Origin of the sequence: Flavobacterium piscis (assembly GCF_031457575.1) — a bacterium.
GTDB classification, from domain to species: Bacteria; Bacteroidota; Bacteroidia; order Flavobacteriales; family Flavobacteriaceae; genus Flavobacterium; species Flavobacterium piscis_A.
In genome coordinates, this window is the sequence record NZ_JAVDWQ010000001.1 from 612,123 (window position 1) to 637,067 (window position 24,945).

Below are 24,945 nucleotides of genomic sequence, written 5' to 3' on the forward strand. Positions count from 1 at the left end.
AGTACTCTCGTACAGACGATTCTCAGAGCTTCCATTTTATTTGTAAAACGGACTTTTTAATTTTAGAGGACTTTTCAGTGCCCTCCAAAATAAAGATCTTTTTTTTATAAGCTTATACCTGAATACGTTTCCATTTTCCTCTTTTGTAAAAGAAAATACCTGCAAGAGTTATAGCCGTTTCAGCAACAGGAATTGCAATAAAAACGCCAGTTGGTCCCATTTGAAAATGTTTTGCCAATAAATAAGCCAGTGGAATTTGAAACAGCCAAAACCCAAAGAAATTTATTCCGGTTGGTGTCCAGGTATCTCCTGCTCCATTGAAGGTGTTGATTAAAACCATTCCGATTCCGTAGAAAATAAATCCGATACTCATAATTTGTAACGCTTCGACCGCAACTATTTTTACCATTTCATCATTCGTAAAAAACGAAATAATGTATTTACCAAAACATAATGTAATGACCATAATTGTTGCCATAAAAATCACATTGTATCTGGCCGTTGTAAAAACAGATTTTTCGGCACGTTTAATTTGTTTGGCTCCTAAATTCTGACCGACCAAAGTCGCAGCGGCATTGCTCAATCCCCAGGCTGGAAGAATAAAAAACATCATGATTCTCAAGGCAGTTTGATAACCTGCTGAACCCTGATCGCCACCTGTTGTCGCTACTAATTGTGCAAGAAAAATCCAACTGCAGGATGCTATTACGAATTGTAGAATTCCCGGAGCCGCAATTTTTATCAATGCTTTTATCTGTTTAAAATCCGGTGTGAAATAGGCGATTTTAATTTTTAAAATTCCGTTTCCGGAAAACAAATGATACACTTGATATAATACTCCGATACTTCTTCCTAAAGTAGTAGCCAAAGCCGCTCCTATCAATCCAAAAGCCGGAATCGGACCTATGCCATTAATCAAAATTGGACATAAAATGATATTGCAAATATTGGCCAGCCAAAGACTTTTCATGGCGATGGCGGCATTTCCTGCACCTCGAAATATTCCGTTGATCAAAAATAAAAGCATAATGCATAAGCTCGAACCAATCATTATTTGAGTAAATCGGTAACCATGTTCGGCTGCATCAACAGATGCTCCCATAAGCAACAGTATATCTTTGGCATAAATCACACCCAAAATACTCATTATACTGTTAACAACAAATGCGATAATGACTGCCTGCATTCCTGCTTTTGCCGCAGCAATTGGATCTTTTTCCCCAATTCGCCTGGCTACAACTGCCGTTGCTGCCATACTCATTCCAATTGCTATAGAATATATGATAGTCAGTACAGATTCCGTTAAACCCACCGTTTGAATCGCAAAACTACTATGTTCTAAATGTCCGACGAAATATAAATCGACTAAAGCAAAAACCGATTCCATCATCATTTCTAAAACCATTGGAATGGCTAATAGAATAACTGCTTTTTTGATACTTCCAGCGGTATAATCAAAAGATTCATCGCCTTTGATGGCTTGTTTTAAAGTAATATAAATTTTAGAAAATAAACTTTTCTGTATTATTGTTTCTGTCATGATAGGTTAGGATAAATAATAGAATTAGTCCAGATCCAATATCTGAACTCAAAAATAAAAACGTAAGTATCCTAATTATTTAAAAATAAAATAGGATTAGGCAGAAACAATCATATGCTTGTAGATTTTAAGGCGATAAATATAAGTATTTTTTTTTATGTAAAAATATTAATCCAGCAACTTTTTACTCACACGACTACTGGCAATTAAAGAAGCCACAAATCCAAGAGAAACAATAGTTCCCATAACAATAAGTACGTTTTCGAGTGTAAAAATTACTGGATATGCCAAAGTTGACGTGATCATAATCAGTTCAAATTGCTGTTGCAGCAATACCAAAGCAATACCCAGAACTAAACCAATTATACCTCCAAAAACACTTAACAAAGTTCCCTGAAGCAGGAATATTTTTCTTAAATGATGAATGGGGGTTCCAAGATTAAACAAGGTTTTGAGATTTCCTTTTTTATCCAGAATCATCATTATCAAAGCCCCAATCAAATTAAAAAGCGCCACGATAATCACTAAAGTAAAAATCAGATACACGGCGATATTCTCAGTGTTGAGCATTTTATACAAAGACTCATTGAGCTGTGCCCTGTTTTTTAAAGTAATTTTGTTTTTAAAAATAGTCTGAAGTTCAGCTTTAATTGCATTTTCATCTGCGTTTTCTTTCAGATTCAACTCAATTCCGGAAATTTGGTTCGGTTTGTACATCAGCAATTCCTGTACTAAACCCAAATCGGCAAATACATACTTAGAATCTAACTCTTCGCTTACAGAATAAATTCCTACCGGCAGTACATCTGTTTTATTAAAAGCTTCATCCGGATTTTCAATAGCACCTTTTCCGGGTTTAGGTGCAAATACCTGCAACGGATTTTCAAAGTCCATTATTCCCATCGAAAAATTCTGAGCAATTCCGTAACCAATCACCACCTGATACGTATCCGGTTTAAGCCATTGCCCATTGAAAAGTTTTTTTTTGATATTATTCACTGCCGGATAAAAACTATCCACCCCTTTTAAATTGGTTACCTGTTGTTTGTCTTTAAACAAAAACAAAACCCGTTCTTCGATAATTTTTGTGTACGAAGCAACGCCTTCTGTTTTTTTAATTTGATTTTCCTGATCAGGTGTAATCAAAAATGATTTTCCGTATGTACTGGTGATTTTTAAATCCGGGTCAATTTCATTTGTAAAAGAAAGACTAAACACTTTTAAACCGCTAAAAACAGATAATACCACAAACAAAGCCATTGTACCAACAATGATTCCCATGCTGGCAATATAATTGATAACATTAATAGCATTGTTTTTACTTCTGCTAAAAATATAACGTTTGGCTATGTAAAGGGGGAAATTCAATTTATAATTTTCTTCTTTTATCTAAAAGATCACGATTCTCGATTGGGTTTTCTCTATTTGATAAAGCGTTGTCAATTTTCTCGATATAATCTAACGAGTCATCGATAAAAAACACCAAATTAGGCACACGACGCAATTGCAAACGCACACGTTGAGACAAATCGTGTTTGATTAGGGTTGTATTTGATTTTATCCCTTCTAATGTTTCTTTGGCTTTTTCTTGTGGAAAAATACTTAAATACACTGTTGCCACAGATAAATCTGAAGTTACACTAACTTTGGATACCGAAATTACTAAATTATTAATTCCGTTTTTTCGCACTTCACCTTGCAGGATATCAACCAAATCTTTCTGGATGACACCGCCTATTTTTTTCTGTCTATTTGTTTCCATACTGCAAAAATACTATTTTTAAATTCAATCGTTGCAATTTCATATTCAACAATCAAATGATTTTTTATGTGATTAAACACTCCTTATTATTAAATCTTTGTTATTCGATTCTAAAAGCTGTGAATCTTCTTTCCTTTCTAAAAACATTCCAATCATTTGAAAATGTTTTTTAAGAATGTCAAATCTCAAAAAAACACAGGCTTAAAAAAGAATATTTTCAAAATTAAAACGTCAAAAAATGAATTTTGTATAAGTTATAAAATTCACATAAAAAATACATTTGTACATCTTTAAAAGTTGTATTTTGGATTAAAAAAATAAATATTTTTCATCAAAATGCTTAAAATGGTATTTATTTAATAATTCAAATATGGCAAAATTAGCACCAAGTTTAAATCACAGCGGCTGGGATGAAATGTTTTCTAATAAGGGCGTCCGGGATTCCTATCGTCAGGTTTTTCAAACCCTGCAAAGTCTGAATCATAAAACTTTGACCAATAAGCAAAAACAAGCCTCTGATTTATTTATGAATCAGGGAATAACTTTTACTGTTTACAGCGATGACGATAAAGGAATTGAACGAATATTTCCTTTTGACATTATCCCAAGGATTATCACGCAGGAAGATTGGCTCGAAGTAGAGTCTGGAATCAAACAGCGATTGTTAGCACTGAATTTGTTTTTAGAGGATGTTTATAATGATCAGAATATCATAAAAGATGGTATTATTCCGGCTGGATTAATTGCTTCATGTCCACATTATATTCAGGAAGTACAAGGTATAAAAGTACCCCATAATATTCATGTACATATTGCCGGTATCGATTTGATTCGGGGTTCCAAAGGCGAATTTTATGTTTTGGAAGATAATTTACGTTGCCCAAGCGGTGTGAGTTATATGTTGGAAAATAGAGAAATCACTAAAAGAATTTTTCCTGATATGCTCTCGTCCAATCATGTGAGTATGGTAAGCAATTACCCTATGATTTTTCATAGTATTTTAGTTTCATTATCTCCAAGAAATGTACCCAACCCAAATGTTGTTTTACTCACGCCCGGCGTTTATAATTCTGCTTATTACGAACATACGTATCTGGCGCGACAAATGGGAATTCCGTTAGTAGAAGGTCGGGATTTAGTGGTAAACAACAGCCGGGTCTATATGAAAACCACATCCGGATTACAACAAGTTGATGTTATTTATCGTCGTTTAGATGATGAATATTTAGATCCTTTGGTTTTTAAACCAGATAGCGCCCTTGGTGTCCCTGGTTTAATTAGTGCCTACCGACAAGGAAATGTAGCGCTCGTAAATGCCGTTGGAAATGGGGTTGCCGATGATAAAGCCATTTATGCCTACGTTCCGGATATGATTAAATATTATATGAATCAAGAACCTATCCTTAAAAATGTTCCGACTTATCGTATGGAAAATTTAGATGAACGGGAATACGTTTTTGCCAATATGGAAAACATGGTCATCAAAGAAACCAACCAAAGTGGTGGTTACGGAATGATTATGGGCAACAAAGCGACTCAGGAAGAAATGGACGAAGCCAAAATCGCTATTATTGAAACTCCCAGAAACTTTATTGCTCAGCCAATTATTCAGCTCAGTACTGTTCCCTGTCTGATTGACGGACAACTTAAATTACGCCATGTCGATTTAAGGCCTTATGCATTATGTGGCCCAAAAGGAATTCAAATCGTGCCCGGAGGGTTAACCCGTGTTGCCTTAACCGAAGGATCATTGGTCGTAAACTCATCACAGGGTGGCGGCAGTAAAGACACCTGGATCATTAAATAAATTATAAACATTCAAAATAAAAGTAAATATGCTTAGTAGAGTTGCAGATGGGATGTTTTGGCTCAACCGATACATGGAAAGAACTGATGGAATGTTGCTTACCCTAAACACATCCTATATTTTATCTTTTGATAAAGAAATTAGTGATTCGCAGGGATACAAACCACTTTTAGAATATTACACGAGTTTGTCACAGGCCAAAATTCATTCGATACAATATGATACAACTTATGTATTGAAGTACATTATTTGTGACAATCAAAATGATAATTCAGTAAAAAATTTAGTAGTAAAGGCACGTGAAAATGCCAGAGGTTCGCAAGATAAAATTACCAAAGAATTGTGGGAACACATCAACTCCATGTACCATTTTGTGAATTCACCAGATTTGCCCAAAAAACTGGAGACCTCTGATGCACTAAATGTGATTACAAAACTTAACAAAGATTTATTACTCTATAACGGAATTCTGCAAGTAACCATGCCCCGGGGTTTGGGATGGTGCTTTTCGAGTATTGGCAAACATATCGAAAGATGTTTACAAACCATATCGATGACTCAGGCCTATTTTGCACCTATAAATTACAATCTTGAGGGCGAAGAAGATTTGATGTATTGGCGAAGATTATTGTTGTCACTTTCCGGTTACGAGTTATATCTCAAAAGTTACAGTAATATTTCCCATAATCGAAAAGTAGCGCATCAGGTAATTTTTAATAAAGATTTTGCACATTCTGTAATCTACACGCTGGACTTTATCAATACCTATCTGGATAGTTTGTTTAAAGATAATGATCTGAGTGAAGCACGTACTTTATTAAATCAGTTTGGGCGTCTTAAAAGCTACATTGATTTTACTGATTATCAGCATTTAAGCAATCAGGAATTAGAAGATGTTTTGAAAAATACCAAAAGCCAACTGATTCAATTTTCAACCGATTTCTCAAAATTATTCTTTTCTTATACCTAACAAATATGGCGCTTTTCAAAATAGTTCACCTCACAAAATACCAATACAATTGGCCCATAAAAGAAAGTATCAACGAAATACGTTTATTTCCTCATCATTTCGAAAATCAGGAGGTATTGCAGTACCAACTTTTAATAACACATGCTCCTGATGTTGATATTTCTCAGGATTATTATGGAAACCGGGTTGGCAATTTCAATGTTTTAGACACCCATACCGAAATGACCATTGAATCCAGAATGCTGGTTCGGGTAAATCATTCCCTTAAAATTCCCGAGATTGATTCCACTTCCGTGAAAGATATCCAGACCGAAAAAGAAAAAAGCATTTTATTATTACGTCTTTGTTATATTGATAAAATCGAAAAGCAATCCGAGATTGAAAGTATTTTAAAAGAAATAGGCATAGAAAACAAATCCATAATCGAAATCGCACAACAATGTAATGCGTATGTTTTTGAACATTTTACCTATACCAAAGGAATAACAAATATTGAAACAACTGTTGATGAAATTTTAATGCTTAAAAAAGGGGTTTGTCAGGATTTTGCTCATATTTTATTACATCTTTTGCGTACAATTGGCATTCCATCCCGTTATGTTAGCGGTTACATTTGTCCTAACGAAAGTGGTCTTCGCGGAGAAGGGGCAACACATGCATGGGTTGAAATTTATACCCCAAATCAGGGATGGTTAGGTTTAGATCCCACCAACAACATCTGGACAATGGATAATCATGTGCGTCTTTCAGTCGGTAGAAATTTTAGTGATTGCACACCCATAAAAGGAACTTTTAAAGGACTTGCCAGACAGACACTTTCTGTTTGCGTTTCTATAGGATACGAAGATGGCAGACAATTTGAAGAAATAAACGATGTAAAATTACAGGAAGTCTCCTCGAAAGTAGAGGATCAATTAAATTATATGGATCAATTACAACAACAGCAGTAAACGAAAAGGGAGCCTAATTAAGCTCCCTTTTTTTGTTATCTGTTTTGCAGCCATCCCTCAGGATTATTATTTGATGTGTTTTGAAGAATCAAAAACTTAATAATTGTTTTTCCTGTGTCCCCGCTTGTTCTTACTTTTCCAAGGCTTTGTTTAATATTTACCTTGTCTCCTTTATTGACAAAAACCTGACTCAAATTTTGATATACAGTAAAATAATCTCCATGCTGAATCATAACGGCCCTGTTTATTGGGGATAAAACCATAATGCTTGAAACTACGCCTTCAAATACTGCACGTGCAGTAGCACCTGTCTCTGTGGTAATTTCAACTCCTGAATTATGAACGGTTAATGATGGATAAATCGGGTGTGGCTGATCTCCATATCCTAATGAAATAAAACCCTTTTCTACTGGCCATGGTAATTTACCTCTATTTGCTTTAAAGTCAGCAGCTAAAATTTTACCCTCTGGAGTTAATGCAATTTTTGATGATGAAACCGATGCTTTTGATGTTGAACCAGGATTTTCTTTCTCCCTTTCTGCAGCTGCTTTCCTGTTCGCCTCTGCAATAGCCTCGCGAATTAAACGATCAATTTGTGCATCAATCCTTTTTGCTTCCTGTTGTTTACTTCTGGTATCGGCAATAATTTTATTCTTATCCTTTTTTATAGAATTTACCAGCTTTTCCTGTTCTTTCTTTTCTACTTCTAAACTTTGTTTTTCCTTTTGATTTTCGGCAATTATCTTTTTCTTTACTTGTCTTTGTCCATCTAATTTAGCATTATAATCAATCAACTCTGCTGTTTTAGACTGAATTTCTATACCTTGGTTTTTTCTGAAATTAGTATACTGCTTTAAATATTGTGCCCTTTTATAGGCCTGTAAAAAACTTTCTGAAGACAAAATAAACATTGCCCTGCTTTGCTCAGAACGGCTTTTGTATGATTTCAAAATCATTTTTGCATAATCCGCTTTCAGTACCTCCAATTCTCTTTTCAGCTTATTTACTTTTAACTGATTAATATACATATCATTGCTTAAAAGCTTTTCCTGCTTTGCTGTGGTATTGATCAATTGTTCTTTCAGTTTAATTTTATTGGCCTGAATTAAAAAAACATTTACTGCCGATTTTTCTTTACTCTTTACAGATTGCAGCATTTTCTCATTGTCTCTGATTTCCTGCTGAATCTGAGCTTTTCGCTGTTCCAGTTTTTCTTGTTGCGAATCCTGCGCCCACATAAAAGTTGTGGCACATATAAAAATTAGGCTTAGGAGAAATTTTGGCATTTGTCTGTTATCTTTTTGCAAATTTACTTAATTATAATTTTTTTATAGCCACTTGGAACACTATATGGAAAAGAAAGTTCCTCATTAAACGAAATAGTATTGTAATTTAAATTAATATCTGTCTTTCCTTTTGGCTGAATCGCATTAATTTCAATACTTGTAGGAAGTGTTCCCTGATCGAAAACTTTATGGTTTGAGTACGAAATCTCCAGTTTTCTGTTTTCCTGATCTTGAGATATTTCTTCTTTTTGCAACAAATATTTTTCAGGTTCGAGAAAGAAAGCCTTTTTTAAATTAGCCCCGTTTTCATCTTCTAAACGAAAAAGATTTTCTACGATAGTCTGGGTATATTTGCTTTTTCTTAAATCATCCAAAGCTTCCCCAACCAACAAATTCTGAACTTTACTATAATCTAATTCAGTTCCCAGCCATTTGCTCAAACTGGTAAAATCGCCTTCATAAAAAGTTCCGTTTATCTTCTCATAATAACTTACAGCTGTTGGCGTAATTAGTGCTTTTGCCATTGTGATTCCTAAGAACCGAACACTTACCAAAATTTGTTTGTCATTCTCGATTTTAATCTCTGCAGTAACATTCTGGCTTTGCTTTTCATCAACATATCTGGCACCTGCTTTTATGTATAATGTTTTGAAATCTAATTTATTATCGTAATACTTTTCTATTATCCTATTGTCTTTTTTTGCTTCCACTTCTGTAGTACTGTTTTGTACAGCAACCGCTTTAGATTTACAGGAAAGCATAAAAATTAATACTAATATTATTGCTATATATTTTTTCATCAGAATTTAATCTTTTACTTTTTTTGTTTTAATAACTCATTTGCTCTCAAAAAGTATTCCTCTTTTTTCTTAGCGTCTCCTAATCCATTATGGGCTTCTCCTAACTGAATATTAAAATTTGCTTCCAATTTTATATCATCCACAACATAATCAAGACCCATTTCTAAAACGGTTTTTGCATTTTTAAATTGTTGCTGCTGATTGTTTCCTAAACCTGCATAATAATAAAACTGAGGCTGGCTCGGATAAACTTCGATCATATTCATGGCTCTTTTGGTCATGGCATCAAATTGTTTTGCCTGAAAACAGGCTTCAAGCAAAAGCAAATTGGTCTCACGATCTGTCTCTGAATTGGCGCTTAAATCTTTTTCATAATACTTAATGGCATTCTCAAACTGGCCTTTTGCATGATAAAATTTCCCTATCTCTTTAGCAACATCAACCTCCTTATCGTTATCAAAATAAGCAATTGCTTTTTCTAAATCAGGAGTATATTGTGGATTCTTATTTACATAAATCAAAAATTCATTTAAAGTACGATGCTTTATTTTTGAATCTATTTTTTGACTTGATAAAATAGTATTCATTGATTTTATCGCTTTTTCTGCCTGATTATCGTCTAAATATCCTTTAAACAAACTTACCTGCCCCCACTCTGATGTTGGAATTTCATTTGCTAATTGTTTCGCTATTTCTAAAGCTTTGTCTGTTTGCTCAGCTTTTGAATACAAAAAGATCAGATTTACGTAATTCGATTCTTCTTTTGGATTTTGTTTAATTTGATTAACCAGATTATCAATTTCGGCATTTTGATATTTTCCCTGGGATAAAATTTGCATTTTATAATTGTTCCTTTCTTCAGATTTTCCAAACTTTTCATTCATTTCATTAATCAACAAAAGCGCCTTGTCAAATTGATTGGTAATCATGTAAAGTGTAATCAGATCATCCTTATATTCTTCATCAAAAGGAATGATTTTTTGAATCGTTTCAATTGCCAGGGGATAATTTTTTGTTTCAAAACTCACATCATAAACACCTAACCAAAACCATTTGTTTTTCGGATCTAATTGTGTTGCTTTTTCAAAAGAATCCTGTGCATTTCTGTATTCTTTTAAGGCCAGATAATTTTTCCCTAATTCAAAATAAGCTACAGCATCATTTGGTTTTAACTTAACGCATTTTTCTAATGATACTATTGCTTTGTCATAATTTTCAATTCCTTTCTGTTTTAATGATTCATAAAAAGAGTCCTGATATTCATCGATTGCCATAGCAATATCTTCCGGTTCAGTTTGAGCCATAACCAAAGCTGAATTGCCTAGCAATGCAAAAAATAAAATTACAAAAAACCTTTTTTTCATCATTTACATAATTTTATTTTAAATTATCATTTTATTCCAAAACAGAATAATCACCAATGCTGATACTGCTAAACTGACCATCATAACTAACATGGTTTCCAATCATGGCATTATCCAGATTAGCGTTTTTAATATGAGAATGTGTCTGAATTAAACTATTTCTTATTGAACTGTTACTAACATGGCACCCTTTTCCTAAAGAAACATTTGGTCCTACTGTTGCATTTATCAACACAACATTTTCTCCAATATAACAAGGTGGAATAATTGTTGAATTTTCTGATTTTACACCATAATCAACTAAATGCTCACCATCATTATGTAAAAATCCCAACATTCTGGAATTGGTTTCAACCGTAACATTTTTGTTTCCGCAATCCATCCATTCATCAACGCTTCCGGTTTTAAAAACTTTTCCGTTAGCCATCATAGCTTTTATTCCGTCATTAATTTGATACTCTCCTCCATTTTGAATATTATTGTCCAAAACCCCTTGAAGTTCTTTTTTCAAATCCCCAACTTCTTTAAAATAGTATATTCCGATAACGGCTAAATCACTTACAAACTCTTTTGGCTTTTCTACCAATTCTATAATTTCATTATTAGTGTTTAATTTTACTACACCAAATGCTTCCGGCTGATCTACTTGTTTAACCCAAATCACAGCATCTGCAGCAGGATCTAACTCAAAATCAGCTCTTATTAAAGTATCTGCATAAGCAATTACGGCCGGCCCTGATAAAGAATCTTTGGCACACATGATAGCATGTCCTGTACCTAAAGGCAAATCCTGTCGATAAATAGACGGTTTTGCACCTAAACTCTGTGCCAGTTCTTCTAAACTTGCTACAAGATCATCTCCAAAGAAAGCTTCATCCCCTAAAATAAAGGCCACCTCTTCTATTGGTTCTTTTAATATTTTGGCAATATCTTCAACTAAACGGTGTACGATAGATTTTCCTGCTACTGGAATTAATGGTTTTGGAATAGTTAATGTATGTGGCCTAAGTCTGGAACCCCGACCCGCCATTGGAACGATTATTTTCATGTTATATGAAGGATTGAAAGATTAAATTGAAAGATTAAAATCATTCAATCATTGAATCTTAAAATTATTAAATTTCTATTTTACTCCGGTACTTCCAAATCCGCCTTCGCCTCTTGATGTTACTGAAAGTTCTTCAACTTCTATCCATTCGGCTCTTTCGTGCTTGGCAATAATTAATTGTGCAATTCTTTCACCGTTTTCAATTACAAAAACTTCATTTGATAAATTTACTAAAATTACACCTATTTCTCCTCTATAATCGGCATCAACAGTACCGGGTGAATTTAAAACGGTAATTCCTTTTTTAGCAGCAAGACCACTTCTTGGTCGTACCTGAGCTTCGTAACCAATTGGCAATTCAATAAAAAGTCCCGTTTTTACAATCGTTCTTTCTAAAGGCTTTAGCGTTATCGATTCGGTTAAATTAGCACGCAAATCCATTCCTGCCGAAGCAATTGTTTCGTAATTTGGTAAGTCGTGTTGCGATTTATTAATGATTTGTATTTTCATGTTTTTTTATAAAAAAGTAAAATTGAGTCTATAAAATCAAATTACTTTTTATTCATAATTCCTTTGATTGTGTCCTTTTCGTTATGATAAACAAAATAAATAAAGCACAAAAGTAATGGAATTCCAACGAAATAATTTTCTCTAAATCCGTAAAAAGAAATAGCTGAAAATATAATTGAGATTCCTAAATATGCACCAATCTTGTTCATGTCATAAGGTATTGGATAGTACTTGTTTCCTAAAAAATATGAGATAAGCATCATGCTTCCGTAAGCCGAAATAGTTGCAATTGCTGAACCATAATAACTGTAAATTGGAATTAAGAAATAATTTAATGCCAAGGTTACAATAGCTCCTACAATAGAAATATATGCCCCAATTTTTGTTTTGTCTGTCAATTTGTACCAAACTGATAAGTTATTATAAATTCCTAAAAAGAAATTTGCCAAAATTATTAACGGAACTACTTTCATCGCTTCCCAATACGATTTATTGTCAAGCAAAAGAAACTTTAAAATATCGGCAAAAACAATCACTCCTAATAAAATTAAAGAGCCAAAAATCACAAAGTATTTTGTAATAATGGCATAGGTCTGAGGAGCATTTTCATTTTTGGCATGACTAAAAAAGAAAGGTTCAATTCCTAATCTGAAAGCAGTAGCAAACAAAACCATAAATAATCCTAATTTATAACATGCCGAATAAGCGCCAACTTCAGATTTTGCAAGATTTTCCGGTAACAAATACCCTAGTAATATTTTATCAAAGTGTTCATTAACTGCAAAAGCGATACCGGCAACTAAAATTGGTAATCCATATTGCATCATTTTTTTCCAAAGAGCCGGATCAAATTTTCTTCCAAGCAAAAGATAATTGGGAGAAAGAACTATAAAAGTCAATAAGCTTGCAATTAAATTGGCAATGAAAATATAGGCTATCTCAAAATTTTTAATGTATAAATTATCCCAGACAGAGCCTGGATTTGACATGGCGATTTTAGGCAAATACAATAAGAAAAAGAGATTCAGTAACAAGTTTACAACCACATTGCCAATTTTGATTACGGCATACAGCATGGGCCTCTGATTTGCCCTGAGCTTAGAAAAAGGTACTATAACCAAAGCATCTAATACCAAAATCCAGACTGAGTAAGTAATATATTGCGCATCAACTTCTGCCCAGTTTGCTAAAGTATTTCTAAAAATTAAAGCCGCAAAAAGAAATCCTATTGAAGACCAAAATATGGATATGGTGGCAGTTGCAATTACATTTTTCTTATCCTCTTCGGCACTGTAAAACCTAAAAAAAGCGGTCTCCATTCCGTAAGACAGCACCACGTTGAAAAAAACTATCCAGGACAAAACAATCGAAACTTCACCGTATTCTGCTGTGGGCAAAATACCAGTATACACCCTAACCAATAAAAAACTAAGCATTCGAGGTAATACTGTCGCCAATCCGTAAATAGCAGTCTGTTTGAATAGATTTTTATATAATCCCAAAATAATTTTAATGATAAAGTTTATAAAACAAAAATAACTATTCTTTTGTTTATAATTGTGCATATTGTTTCAATTAAAAAACTAAATACATTTAACCGTGTTAATTTTTCTTTTTAAATTTTGGCAAACCACACATTTAAACTCCTTTAAATTTATAACACCTATACCGTTTCCTGTAATAAATTATCATGAAAATACTTATTTAGTTTATTAATGCTGTATCAAAAAAAATAAAATGTGAAATATATAATTAAATCTAAAAATTATATAAATATTTTCGTTGCATGTCGTATTAAATTTGTTTCACAGGGATTGAGAAAGCTAAATACAACCCTTATAAAAAAGGAAGCACTGGGACTGATAAAGCTTGTTTGTTCCCATAAAAGACAAAGCATAAGGGATTGATTCTGCTGTATTGTAACCCTAAAAAAAAACAGAGCATTGGGATTAATAAAGCTTGTTTGTTCCCATAAAAGACAAAGCACTACAGATTTAATTATCTGTTCAGTAATTTTATAAAATGGTCCTGATTCTCAATTTTTGGGAAATTGAGAATCACCATTTTTAAATACCTTTTTTTAAACTACAATTACCCTATAAAAAGAGCCGGCAATAGTTATTTATCGGAGCCTTTGGTCTTACATTTAAAAACAAGGTTCTCACTTTTTTATTTCAAAATTAACATGTTGTTCTGTTTCTTTTGGCTCTGGAATATCTTCTTCAACAAGTGTTTTTAAGGCTTTATTTGTTATTTTTTTTAATTTAACAATTCTGTTGGCCTGATTTTGAACGCATTTTTCAAATAAATTTCTAACGGCCCTGGCATTTCCAAAACTCTCATTCTTACTCTCGTAAAGTAATTCAAAAGTGTCTTTTAGCTTTTCTTTTGCATCATTAGAAACTATAAAATCGGATTTAGTACAAAATGATTCAAAAATCTGAAATAATTCGGCTGGATTAAAATGGTCAAAATAAAAAAATCTATTAAAACGAGAACGTAATCCTGGATTTGATTCTATAAAATTTTTCATAGGTTCTGTATATCCTGCAACTACAACCGCTAAATCTTCACGATGATCTTCCATTCTTTTAAGCAGCGTATTAACAGCTTCTGCCCCATAATCATTACCAAATGCATTTTGTGTTAAAGCATATGCTTCGTCCACAAACAAAACACCGCCAAGACTTGATTGTACGGCATTATCAACTTTTGCTGCTGTTTGCCCAACATATCCTGCAACCAATCCTTCTCTGTCTGTTTCGTACATCTGCCCTTTAGATAAGAAGCCTAAATGTTTAAAAATTCTGCTTAAAAGTCGTGCAACAGAAGTTTTTCCAGTTCCGGGAGGTCCTGAAAAAACAGTATGCAATGTAATTTCTACATTTTTTAGTTCTTGTTCTGACCGCTTTTTTTGAATTGCCAACAAATTAATAAGTTGTTCAACATCTTTTTTTACAGTTGCAAGTCCAACTAATTCGTTTAATTCTGCCAATACTTTTTCCAGTGTATCTTCTTCTTCGAGTGGAATTTCTTTTTTGTTACTTTCAGATTTATTTAAATTTAAACCTAAATAACTACTCAAAATTGCTGTAGTTTCCACTTTTTTCTCAAAGGCAAAAAAAAGGAAACTCTGATACTGAGTTAAGATTTCTTCTAATTTAGGATGTTTCTCTTCTGCCAAAACCTGAGGCAATATATACTGATTTTGTTGAATGTCTGAAGCTATTATTTTATTTTCTTTTTTGATTTTCAGCAGAAGATTTCTAAATTCATCTGTAAGGATCAATTGGTTTAATTCATTTACAGCATTTTCATTTGCAAAGTGTTTATTTCGCAACACATCATAATAATAAGCTAAAACAAACTGTTCTTTTTGATTTTTATTCTCAAGTTCTTTTTCATAAAGATTAATAATATCCGAAAGAAAAAAATGTTCTGCTTTAAACAATAAACCTTTAGAAAAAGCAGGGTTTACGCCTTTATTTATTTTTTGAATAAAATCGCTATCCTGATTTAATACAGTACAAACTTGAAGTAAACTCGTTGTTTCTTTCTTCAAATCATTAATAAATGAAGCCGTAAAAACGGCTTCACTTGAATTTATATTTGTCTCCAGATATTTTTTCAGAGACAAAAATGATTCTTCTATAATCGATATTGGATTGTTCTTTTTTGACATATACTAAATTTAAGAAATCATCATTTGATGAATAATCTCTTTTGATAATTTATGATGGTCATCACAATAATCTTTCCATGCCAATTCCATATCCCTTAAGTCATATTTGGCAACGATTGTTCCGTAATGTTCCTTTTTACCATTTATGGTTGGATATCCAATAACATAAATAGTCTGTGCTAATTCTATTGCCAGTTCAATATCATGAGTAGAAAAAATAACCGTATTAAAGTCTGAGGAATTACTAAGTAACTCAAAAGATTTTTTTACTTCTTGAATATTTCCTACATCTAAACCAGAGAAAGGTTCATCTAAAACGATAAATTGATCAGATGAAAACAGTTGTTCTATTATGGCTGTTCTTTGTCTTTGCCCACCAGAAAGTTCGTTAGGATATTTGTCCTTACAATTCTCTAATCCCCATTCTTTTAAATAGTGCTGTATTTTTTCTTCTTTTTCAGTATTCGAAAGCGTTGTTTTTCGCAGCGAAAATTTCAAAGCTTCAGTAACAGTTTTATGTCGAAACAAAGTGTATTTCTGATCAACAAAACCAATGTCACCTTCCTTAACAGATTTGGCTGCATTTGGCTCTTTGTTTTCAAAATCACGAATTAATATTTTTCCTGAATTACAAGAAACTAATCCCGTCAATGCTTTAAAGAATGTTGATTTTCCTCTCCCGGATCTTCCAACAAAAGCAATTACTTGTCCTGTGTAATGTATCCCATCCCGAACAACGTCTTTTTCTATAAAACTTATATCTTTTATAATTACAGTATCATCATACGCAACACTAAGATTTTCTACGTATAAAAGTGTTTCCCTATATTCGTGTTTCATGATTATATTTTTGAATATCTAAATATTGCTTTTCTTAAGAAATTTATTCCTGCATCTAAACCTAGCCCTATTAATAAAATGATAATTTGAAGTGCTATAATTCTACCCGTATTCATAAACTTATCAGAGTTTTTGATTAAAAACCCTAAACCGCCTGATGCAACAACTATAGATTCTACCGTAACTAACATCATCCACGTAATGGCGAGATTTTGTCTGATTACATCCATAACATAATCTAATCTTCCTAAAACGATAACTTGCCAAAGCACTTCTAAACGGGTACATTTTAACATTTTTGCGTGATCAAATTCTTCCTGAGGTATATCTTTAATAACAGCAATTAATGATGTCGTTAAAAATGTAGTCAGGAAAATAACTAAAATCCAAACCTGCATTGTTCTTGCTTCGTGAATTACCATAGTAATATAAAAGGAAAGTCCGGTAAAAGGCAGAAAACGAAACTTAGTCACAAATTCAGAAATTGATTTTAATACCGGAATTGGCCAGGAATAAGCCAATACCAATGAAATTACAGTAGCCAGAAAAATAGAAATAAAACACAGTTTCAAGGAATTGAAGATATGCACCACCAAACCTTCATTATACAATTCTGAAAATCCCTTCATGACCTGAGTTGGAGAAGGAAACAGATGTTTTTCACCAGCTGTGGTTGCGAACCAGATTACAATCAAAAGAACCAGCCAACCTGTTAAAATAATAGTTTTATGGAATTTTGATATTTTTTCAAAAGGAGTAAAATATTTTATCATAATTAATAGTAGAAGGCTATCCTGGAAGATAGCCTTCAATTTAAATATTATTTTAAGAAAGTGATAACAACACGTCTGTTTAATGCTTTTCCGGAAGCTGTATTATTATCTGCAATTGGATCGTTTTGACCTTTTCCATCTACCATCTGGAAACGATTTGCCGGAATTCCTTTTTGCTTCAGGTAATCTACAACTGACTGAGCCCTGCTTTTTGACAATGCTAAATTAGAATCTGCATTTCCAACATTATCAGTATGTCCAACAACTGTAAGTTTTGTGTTTTCTGCTTGTACTAAAAGATTGTAAATTTTTTCAACCTCTTTACCAGATGAATTTGAAATTTCTGCACTTCCCGTATTAAAATTAATTTTCCACTCTCCGGAAGCTACAACATCTGTTGCCTGATTACTATAATCTGCTTTATCTGCAGAAGTTGATTCGATGTCGTTAATATTCTTCAGGAAGAATAAATTTACCGCCTGATCGTAAGGGACAACAGCTCCTACATTTTCATTAAATCCAAAGGGATTCAATTCAGTTAAATATCCTGAAACTTGGTTATAAACTGATTTGTATCTGTTCACGCCATCTGATAGGCCAAAATATTGCATCGCATCAGCATAATTGAAAACTTTTGAACCACCCATGTTATAAGTTAATCCTGCTTTAGTTCCTTGTTGTCCTTTAAACATTTTATACCAATAATCCGGAGTTTCCATTTTATAGGTGTCTGTAATTGCCTGAGAAGCTCTTACTCTCCAGTCCTCATAATTTTTCATTTGGTTTGAAGCCGTCAATGCCGATTTCAATATATTAGAAACAATGTCAGGATTTTTTACTGCCCATTCTTTTACACCAATAAGTGCTGTTGGCATTTGGTTATTGAATTCTTTTGTTGAAACAATATCCACAAATCCGGAAAGTTTATCAAAAACTGTTTTATCTCCTGGCGTCCAGGTTGCACAGCCATCGATTTTTCTGTTTACTGATTTTCCTGTCAATTTTCCGTTTACCACTTCTTTCAAAGTAACTGTCCATCCTGTTGTTTGAGATTTAATCAATTCTTCAGCTGATTTAATATAATCATCATTTTCAGATGGATAGATATTTACCGCTTCAGCATCATACGTTGTTGGGTCCGGGTTTACTTTTAATCCGTTTGCAAAACAATAATTTACAGTTGTAACCCAGTCACCATCTCCAAGAACCGCAGATATAACAGAACCTTTCATAGATTTTGGATCTGATTTCCAGTTTGGTGGCCCGATTAATTTATCTTCACCATAACTCATACCAACAACACCCATCACTTGCAGGTGATATTTATCTTTTCCGTATTTTTCGTCTAATGATTTTTGAACAGAACTTATGTAAAATGGAGCGCCATCACCCATAATCATAACTGCAAAAGCACTTTTATCTGAAGTTGGAAAAGCTTCTCCTTTATCAAATTCTTCGATAAATTTCATCTGCATATTACGCAATTCTGAAAGCCAGTCCTGACGGATAATTTCAAGATTAATTCCGTTTTTTTCCATTAACGAACCTTTGGTAGTTTTTGGACCTCCATTAGAAACAATAATTCCTGACTGAGCATTCCACGCATAACCTGCAATTCTTACTAATGGTTTACCGCTAACTTCAGAAGAAATATCTGTAGATGGAATCGCTATTTTTTCAGCATTGGTTACGTTATTAACATCCGTTTGATTAAGATCTATCCCGTCTAATTGTTTTGAAACTGCCGTTTTAATTCCTGGAGAGATATAATAAACCCCTGCTAAAATTGCTCCAATTACAACTATAACAATTATGAATTCAGAAAATGTTGTTAACTTTTCTGTTCTTAAAATTTTTCCCATTTTATTTTTAAAATTTAATTATTTATTAGAAAATATCTCCAAAACCACCACCGGATAATTTATCATCTTTGGTCATTTTATAATTTGGATTTGTGTATTTTGTTGAATCCGGAATAGTATTATCGCCAGTTTTAATTTCATCAGCTAACGAATCTAACCTTGAATAAAGCTCATCGTTGTCAACAGAATATTTAGAAGTTAAAGCATCAATATCAATTAAGTTCTCCGATGTTTTTGCGATATCTAAGGCAATCGTCGATGTCACTACTTCCAAAGCATATTCTAATTCCCAATCTTTAGTAAACAACATGGCGCTTTTAGCACTTTCGGTTGCTTCTTTAGCATTTCTGGCAAACTGATATTCTTTTTGAAGCATTTTAACTGTAACATCAAAATCAGCAATTTTAATATCGATAGCTGTTCCTGCCAAAGTTAGTTTTCTATCCATTTTACCAAGAACATTGGCGCGAACACCATATTTCTGGATAAAACTTTTACTTTGCTCATATTGTGTTGAAATTCTTTGTGAGTCACTTAATTTTCTTGCTAATTCGCTTTGTAAAGTCACATATTCATCGGTATCTTTTGCTGCAACTCCATTAATTTTTACCATTTCGTCCATGGCTGATTTCAGCTTTTCTGACTGACGTTGCAAACTCAAAACATCTTCCTGAAATGCTTTGGCTTCTTTTTCAGATTTATTGGCTTCAATTTCCATTTCATTTTTAAGCCCTTTTAGCTTTGCTTTTGTGTTCTTAAAAACTTCACGGTTTTTAATCATTTTTTGCTTTTGCTCTTCCAGTTCATTAAAAGGATTACTTTGGATTAATGCTTTATGAAGATTTTTTGTTGCAAAACGAAGTCCTTTCATAATCACAGGAAACATCATTACCAAAAAAACTAAAAAAACACCCGTTGCAGATAAAGCTATAGCTTGCCCAAGCATTGTAAATAATGGCGGAATGATATATGTCCAGACTAAATATCCTCCAACTCCCAATAAACCAAGTGCCAAAACCAAAAATAATGACTTTTCTCCTTTTTTAAGAGCCCCGGATTTTAAAGCAATTTCTCCTTTTGATTCATCAAAATGTTTTAAAATTGGGAGTGTTAAAAGCGTGCTTTTTTCTTGTTCGTATTTATTCATTATTATAAATATTGATTAATTCCTGTTATTACAGTATTGATTGATGTTAAGATTTTTTGTTTTGCTAAATTATTGGCATCCATTTTTAATTGAATTTCTGAAAGCTGCTCCATATTAACCGGATCAATTTTTTGAAGTTCTGCTTTTTTAGATTCCAGTTCTTTCTGAAGTTCTATAATTCTCGCTTCTAATTCAGAAATATTTTTAGAAAGATTATTTTTTTCCTTAGTAATATGGTTGTCTAAATCTGCCTTTTTTGTTTTACCAATGGTATCATATTTAGTATGCACTTTTTCAATTTCAGCCATATAAAAACTTCCTTTCTGCAAAAGAAATTCTTTCGTTAAATCTGGCCTTATTGTTTTACCCATTGTAAAAGCCATCTGATAACTTTGTGGATTTGTAACTCCAACAGCTAAAACGGATTTATATAATTCGAAAAAATCAAAACCTGATTCATTTAATGATTCAAAACCTTTATCATAAACTTCAAAAATTTCGTTTAAAAAAGGATTTGTTAAGGAATTAGTTGGAAATGATTCCGTAATTTGAGTTGGAAATTTATTGTCTGGTGATGATAGAGGGGGTGTTGAAGATTGAATATTTGTTGATTCTTCTTTCTTTAATGTCTCATCATTTATAAAGAGACTTTTCCAATTAAAACTTTCTTTTGCCATTGTTTTCTGAGTGATGATGTTTTTTAGCACTTCTATATTTTATCAAATGTAAGACGTAGCAAGTGTTAAAAAGTTACTAATTTAAAAATATAAATATATTCTTTTTTTCAATTAATTCTTATTGAATTTATTGAGTCAGTTTTGTTTCATCTAATATTTTTACAAAATGAAAGCCTTTTGGTACATATCCCTGATTATAATAAAAGCGATGAGCAGCAAAATTACCTGTAAAGGCATCCAAAACAATACTACTACAGTTTAGATCTAATGCTTTTTTTTCAATATAATCTGTTAATAGTTTACCTATTCCTTTTGACCGATGTTTCGGGCTGACTACAAAATTATCAATTTCAAGATATTTGCCTGTCCATAATTTAGTAGCTGACCAACAACCTGTTATTCCTACACAAACATCATTTTCAAAAACAACAATCTGAGTATAATTATGCGGTATCATTTCTAAAAGGTAAGATCTGTATTGTGCCAAAGAAAGTTTAGGATACAAAAATTGCATGATTCCAATCTGATCCAGCATTTCTTCGATTTTGATAAGCTCTTGTATCTTTAATTCCATTCATTGAAAAATTATTTCAAAAGTACATTAATTTTTTTAATGTTAGTATGCCATTTCCGATCTGCCCAAATTTCAGGATTAATTTATCCAATCTATATGATATTTAGAAAAAATGTTTTTTTATGAAAAATCACTAAATATGGGTATTGTGGATACCATCTTATTTTTAAATATTTGTAATAACAAAATGAGTAACCTTTTTTAGTTTTTAAAATTATAAAAAAGTCTTGTTTTTAAAATTATAAGGGACAGATAAAGCTAATATGTAACCCTCAAAAATACAAAGCACTGGGATTAAAAAGCTAATTTGTTCCCATAAAAACAAAGCATTAGGATTGATCAGCTGTGTAACCTAACAAAAAACAAAGCATAACAGGGATTTAGCTATTTGTACCTAAAAAACAAAGCATGGGATTGATATAGCTGTGTAACCCTAACAAAAAAACAAAGCATTGGGATTGATAAAGCTAGTTTGTTCCCATAAAAACAAAGCATTAGGATTGATCAGCTGTGTAACCTAACAAAAAACAAAGCATAACAGGGATTTAGCTATTTGTACCTAAAAACAAAGCAAGGGATTGATACAGCTGTGTAACCCTAACAAAAAAACAAAGCATTGGGATTGATAAAGCTAATTTGTTCCCATAAAAACAAAGCAAACGGGTAAATCCGTTAACGAATGTGTAAAATGGAATTGATTCTTGGGAAGAACAGTTCTCAGGAATCACCCATTTTAACATTATGTTTAAAATTTAATCTATTTATTTTTTATACAAAAAAAAGAGCCAACAATCGTTAGCTCTTTTTTTATGTATTTAGTACAATAACTATCCGTTTAAAGCTTCTGCTCCACCAACAATTTCAAGGATTTCGTTAGTAATAGCTGCCTGACGAGCTTTATTGTATGTTAATTTTAATTGGTTTCTTAATTCTGTTGCGTTGTCAGTTGCTTTGTGCATCGCTGTCATACGCGCTCCATGCTCTGAAGCAAAAGAATCGCGAATACCTTTATATAATTGTGTTTTTAAGGATTTTGGTATCAAAGTCAACACAATTTCTTCTTTTGAAGGTTCAAAAATATAATCTCCGGCTGAAACAGGCACTTCCGATTTAATTGGTGCTAAAGGCAAAAATTGCTCCGTCTGAACGATTTGTGTTGCAGCATTTTTAAACTGATTGTAAATCAATTCTATTCTATCGTAGTCTCCTGATATGAATTTTTCAGTTAAAGTATCTGAAATTGCAGCAACATTATCAAAGGTTAAATGGTCAAAAATAGCATTATGATGACCGTAAACTTTATGCGTTTTGCTTAAAACATCATTTCCTTTTTTACCAATAGCAAAAACGTCAACTTGTTTTCCTGCATAAAATTCAGTCCGGCTTTTAATTTCTTTAATTACATTCGTATTAAATGCCCCGCATAAACCTCTGTTAGAAGTTATAGCCACAAGCAATACTTTTTTTACTTCACGTTGTGTTGTATAATCTCCTCCAACTTCACCCTCAAGTGTAGCAGAAAGATTTTGAAGCAACTCCGTTAATTTCTCGGCATAAGGGCGCATTGCAGTGATTGCATCTTGTGCTTTCTTAAGCTTTGCTGCAGAAACCATTTTCATAGCCGATGTAATTTGCATCGTCGATGAAACGGAAGTAATTCTATTACGGATTTCCTTTAAATTTGCCATTTTATTATAGTTGTTGGTTGTTTGTTATTGGTTGATAGTTTCTTGGATAATTCCAACAACAATCAACCAACAACGATCAACTAAATTTAGATATATTTTGCTGAAATTTCTTTTGCTGCTTTTTCAATAACATCAGTAATGTTATCATCTAATTTACCAGCTTTCAAAGCATTAAGCGTATCTTTATGCTTGCTGTTTAAGTATGCTAAGAAATCAGCTTCGAATTCTTTTACTTTATTTACAGGAACGTTTCTTAATAAGTTTTTAGAACCCGCGTAAATAATAGCTACTTGATTTTCTACTGTATAAGGATCATTTAAACCTTGCTTCAGGATTTCAACGTTTCTCTTTCCTTTTTCAATTACATTTAAAGTAACAGAATCCAAGTCAGAACCAAATTTTGCGAAAGCTTCCAATTCACGGAATTGAGCCTGATCTAATTTTAAAGTTCCGGAAACTTTTTTCATCGATTTAATCTGAGCATTCCCTCCAACACGAGATACAGAGATACCAACGTTGATAGCAGGACGAACTCCGGAATTGAACAAATCCCCATCAAGGAAAATCTGACCATCAGTAATCGAAATTACGTTTGTTGGAATATAAGCAGAAACGTCACCAGCCTGGGTTTCGATAATTGGCAACGCAGTTAATGAACCACCCCCTTTTACGATAGACTTGATAGAATCTGGTAAATCGTTCATGTTTTTAGCAATTCCGTCATCAGCAATTACTTTACAGGCACGCTCTAATAGACGAGAGTGTAAGTAGAAAACGTCTCCAGGATAAGCCTCACGTCCCGGTGGTCTTCTTAATAAAAGAGAAACCTCACGGTAAGCAACAGCTTGTTTAGATAAATCATCATACACAATAAGTGCAGGACGACCTGAATCTCTAAAATATTCTCCAATTGCTGCACCTGCGAAAGGAGCATAAACTTGCATTGGAGCTGGGTCAGAAGCATTAGCTGCAACAATAACGGTATAAGCCATTGCACCTTTTTCTTCTAACATCTTAGCGATTCCTGCTACAGTTGAAGCTTTTTGTCCAATTGCAACATATATACAAAATACAGGTTTTCCTGCATCGTAAAATTCTTTTTGATTTAAGATGGTATCCAAACAAACAGTTGATTTACCTGTTTGACGGTCACCAATTACAAGCTCACGTTGTCCACGACCAACCGGAATCATAGCATCGACTGCTTTTACTCCTGTTTGTAATGGCTCAGTTACTGGCTGACGAAAGATAACCCCGGGAGCTTTTCTTTCTAATGGCATTTCGTATAAATCACCACCAATTGGTCCTTTTCCATCAATTGGAAAACCAAGAGTGTTTACTACACGTCCTACCATTTGCTCACCTACTTTAAGAGAAGCGATACGTTGTGTTCTTTTTGCTGTTGATCCTTCTTTGATTCCTGTTGATGGCCCTAAAAGCACCACACCAACATTGTCTTCCTCAAGGTTCAATACAATAGCTTCAAGTCCGTTATCAAATTCAACTAACTCACCATATTGTACATTAGACAGCCCGTAAATACGAGCAATACCGTCTCCAACCTGAAGTACCGTTCCTACTTCTTCCAGTGTAGCACCAGATTCAAAACCTTCTACTTGCTTTCTTAATATTGCTGAAATTTCAGCAGGTTTGATTTCCGCCATC

Annotated in this window: 21 protein-coding genes; 3 read left to right on the forward strand and 18 right to left on the reverse strand. The window is 33.1% G+C overall.

Translation table 11 applies throughout. From position 1 onward, the window contains the following. Window positions 1-112: 112 nt before the first annotated feature. The 3 genes from J2W48_RS02650 to rbfA form a co-directional block, all read right to left on the reverse strand. Window positions 113-1,540: an MATE family efflux transporter gene (locus tag J2W48_RS02650; protein WP_310277639.1), complete on the reverse strand. Its 1,428-nt coding sequence runs from the start codon at window positions 1,538-1,540 to the stop codon at window positions 113-115. Between the two features lie 168 nt (window positions 1,541-1,708). Continuing rightward, a complete protein-coding gene (locus J2W48_RS02655) occupies window positions 1,709-2,908 on the reverse strand; it encodes an ABC transporter permease (protein WP_310277644.1) in 1,200 nt (399 codons plus the stop codon). Between the two features lies 1 nt (window position 2,909). After that, window positions 2,910-3,302 (reverse strand): 30S ribosome-binding factor RbfA, encoded by a 393-nt coding sequence (rbfA, locus tag J2W48_RS02660; RefSeq protein ID WP_310277647.1) that lies wholly within the window; start codon window positions 3,300-3,302, stop codon window positions 2,910-2,912. A 370-nt stretch (window positions 3,303-3,672) separates the two neighbouring features. On the opposite strand from rbfA, the gene J2W48_RS02665 reads away from it, so the two are divergent. The 3 genes from J2W48_RS02665 to J2W48_RS02675 are packed head-to-tail and all read left to right on the forward strand — an operon-like array spanning window position 3,673 to window position 7,029. Further along, window positions 3,673-5,109 carry a circularly permuted type 2 ATP-grasp protein gene (locus tag J2W48_RS02665; protein ID WP_310277650.1) on the forward strand — a complete coding sequence of 479 codons (1,437 nt, stop codon included), beginning with the start codon at window positions 3,673-3,675 and terminating at the stop codon, window positions 5,107-5,109. 28 nt (window positions 5,110-5,137) lie between these two features. After that, window positions 5,138-6,079 (forward strand): alpha-E domain-containing protein, encoded by a 942-nt coding sequence (locus J2W48_RS02670; protein ID WP_310277653.1) that lies wholly within the window; start codon window positions 5,138-5,140, stop codon window positions 6,077-6,079. 5 nt (window positions 6,080-6,084) lie between these two features. Next, window positions 6,085-7,029 carry a transglutaminase family protein gene (locus J2W48_RS02675; protein ID WP_310277657.1) on the forward strand — a complete coding sequence of 315 codons (945 nt, stop codon included), beginning with the start codon at window positions 6,085-6,087 and terminating at the stop codon, window positions 7,027-7,029. A 35-nt stretch (window positions 7,030-7,064) separates the two neighbouring features. Here J2W48_RS02675 and J2W48_RS02680 read toward each other — a convergent pair whose 3' ends face one another. The 15 genes from J2W48_RS02680 to atpA all read right to left on the reverse strand — a co-directional run bounded on the left by J2W48_RS02680 (window position 7,065) and on the right by atpA (window position 24,944). After that, on the reverse strand, window positions 7,065-8,315 hold the full coding sequence (locus tag J2W48_RS02680; RefSeq protein ID WP_310277658.1) for a murein hydrolase activator EnvC family protein: 1,251 nt from the start codon (window positions 8,313-8,315) through the stop codon (window positions 7,065-7,067). A gap of 23 nt (window positions 8,316-8,338) precedes the next feature. Beyond that, a complete protein-coding gene (lolB1, locus tag J2W48_RS02685; RefSeq protein WP_310277660.1) occupies window positions 8,339-9,115 on the reverse strand; it encodes a lipoprotein insertase outer membrane protein LolB1 in 777 nt (258 codons plus the stop codon). Window positions 9,116-9,129: 14 nt separating this feature from the next. After that, window positions 9,130-10,479: a tetratricopeptide repeat protein gene (locus J2W48_RS02690; RefSeq protein ID WP_310277913.1), complete on the reverse strand. Its 1,350-nt coding sequence runs from the start codon at window positions 10,477-10,479 to the stop codon at window positions 9,130-9,132. A gap of 31 nt (window positions 10,480-10,510) precedes the next feature. Then, the gene (locus J2W48_RS02695; RefSeq protein ID WP_310277664.1) at window positions 10,511-11,527 is read right to left on the reverse strand and encodes a sugar phosphate nucleotidyltransferase; all 1,017 of its coding nucleotides are present in this window, start codon (window positions 11,525-11,527) and stop codon (window positions 10,511-10,513) included. A 75-nt stretch (window positions 11,528-11,602) separates the two neighbouring features. Next, entirely contained in the window at window positions 11,603-12,037 is a 435-nt protein-coding gene (gene dut, locus J2W48_RS02700) for a dUTP diphosphatase (protein ID WP_310277667.1), read from the reverse strand. A gap of 41 nt (window positions 12,038-12,078) precedes the next feature. Further along, window positions 12,079-13,539 carry a lipopolysaccharide biosynthesis protein gene (locus tag J2W48_RS02705; protein ID WP_310277670.1) on the reverse strand — a complete coding sequence of 487 codons (1,461 nt, stop codon included), beginning with the start codon at window positions 13,537-13,539 and terminating at the stop codon, window positions 12,079-12,081. 659 nt (window positions 13,540-14,198) lie between these two features. Beyond that, window positions 14,199-15,719 (reverse strand): AAA family ATPase, encoded by a 1,521-nt coding sequence (locus J2W48_RS02710; RefSeq protein ID WP_310277673.1) that lies wholly within the window; start codon window positions 15,717-15,719, stop codon window positions 14,199-14,201. A gap of 9 nt (window positions 15,720-15,728) precedes the next feature. After that, window positions 15,729-16,559, reverse strand: a complete 831-nt coding sequence (locus J2W48_RS02715; RefSeq protein WP_310277676.1) for an ATP-binding cassette domain-containing protein — start codon at window positions 16,557-16,559, stop codon at window positions 15,729-15,731. A 2-nt stretch (window positions 16,560-16,561) separates the two neighbouring features. Beyond that, window positions 16,562-17,332 (reverse strand): ABC transporter permease, encoded by a 771-nt coding sequence (locus J2W48_RS02720; protein WP_310277680.1) that lies wholly within the window; start codon window positions 17,330-17,332, stop codon window positions 16,562-16,564. A gap of 47 nt (window positions 17,333-17,379) precedes the next feature. Beyond that, a complete protein-coding gene (locus J2W48_RS02725) occupies window positions 17,380-19,194 on the reverse strand; it encodes an OmpA family protein (protein WP_310277682.1) in 1,815 nt (604 codons plus the stop codon). Window positions 19,195-19,219: 25 nt separating this feature from the next. Beyond that, on the reverse strand, window positions 19,220-20,341 hold the full coding sequence (locus J2W48_RS02730; RefSeq protein WP_310277685.1) for a hypothetical protein: 1,122 nt from the start codon (window positions 20,339-20,341) through the stop codon (window positions 19,220-19,222). 2 nt (window positions 20,342-20,343) lie between these two features. After that, the gene (locus J2W48_RS02735; RefSeq protein WP_310277689.1) at window positions 20,344-21,018 is read right to left on the reverse strand and encodes a hypothetical protein; all 675 of its coding nucleotides are present in this window, start codon (window positions 21,016-21,018) and stop codon (window positions 20,344-20,346) included. A gap of 127 nt (window positions 21,019-21,145) precedes the next feature. Then, window positions 21,146-21,592 (reverse strand): GNAT family N-acetyltransferase, encoded by a 447-nt coding sequence (locus J2W48_RS02740; protein WP_310277692.1) that lies wholly within the window; start codon window positions 21,590-21,592, stop codon window positions 21,146-21,148. An 827-nt stretch (window positions 21,593-22,419) separates the two neighbouring features. Continuing rightward, on the reverse strand, window positions 22,420-23,280 hold the full coding sequence (atpG, locus tag J2W48_RS02745) for an ATP synthase F1 subunit gamma (protein WP_310277696.1): 861 nt from the start codon (window positions 23,278-23,280) through the stop codon (window positions 22,420-22,422). A gap of 86 nt (window positions 23,281-23,366) precedes the next feature. Beyond that, entirely contained in the window at window positions 23,367-24,944 is a 1,578-nt protein-coding gene (gene atpA, locus J2W48_RS02750; protein WP_127338104.1) for a F0F1 ATP synthase subunit alpha, read from the reverse strand. Between the last annotated feature and the right edge of the window lies 1 nt (window position 24,945).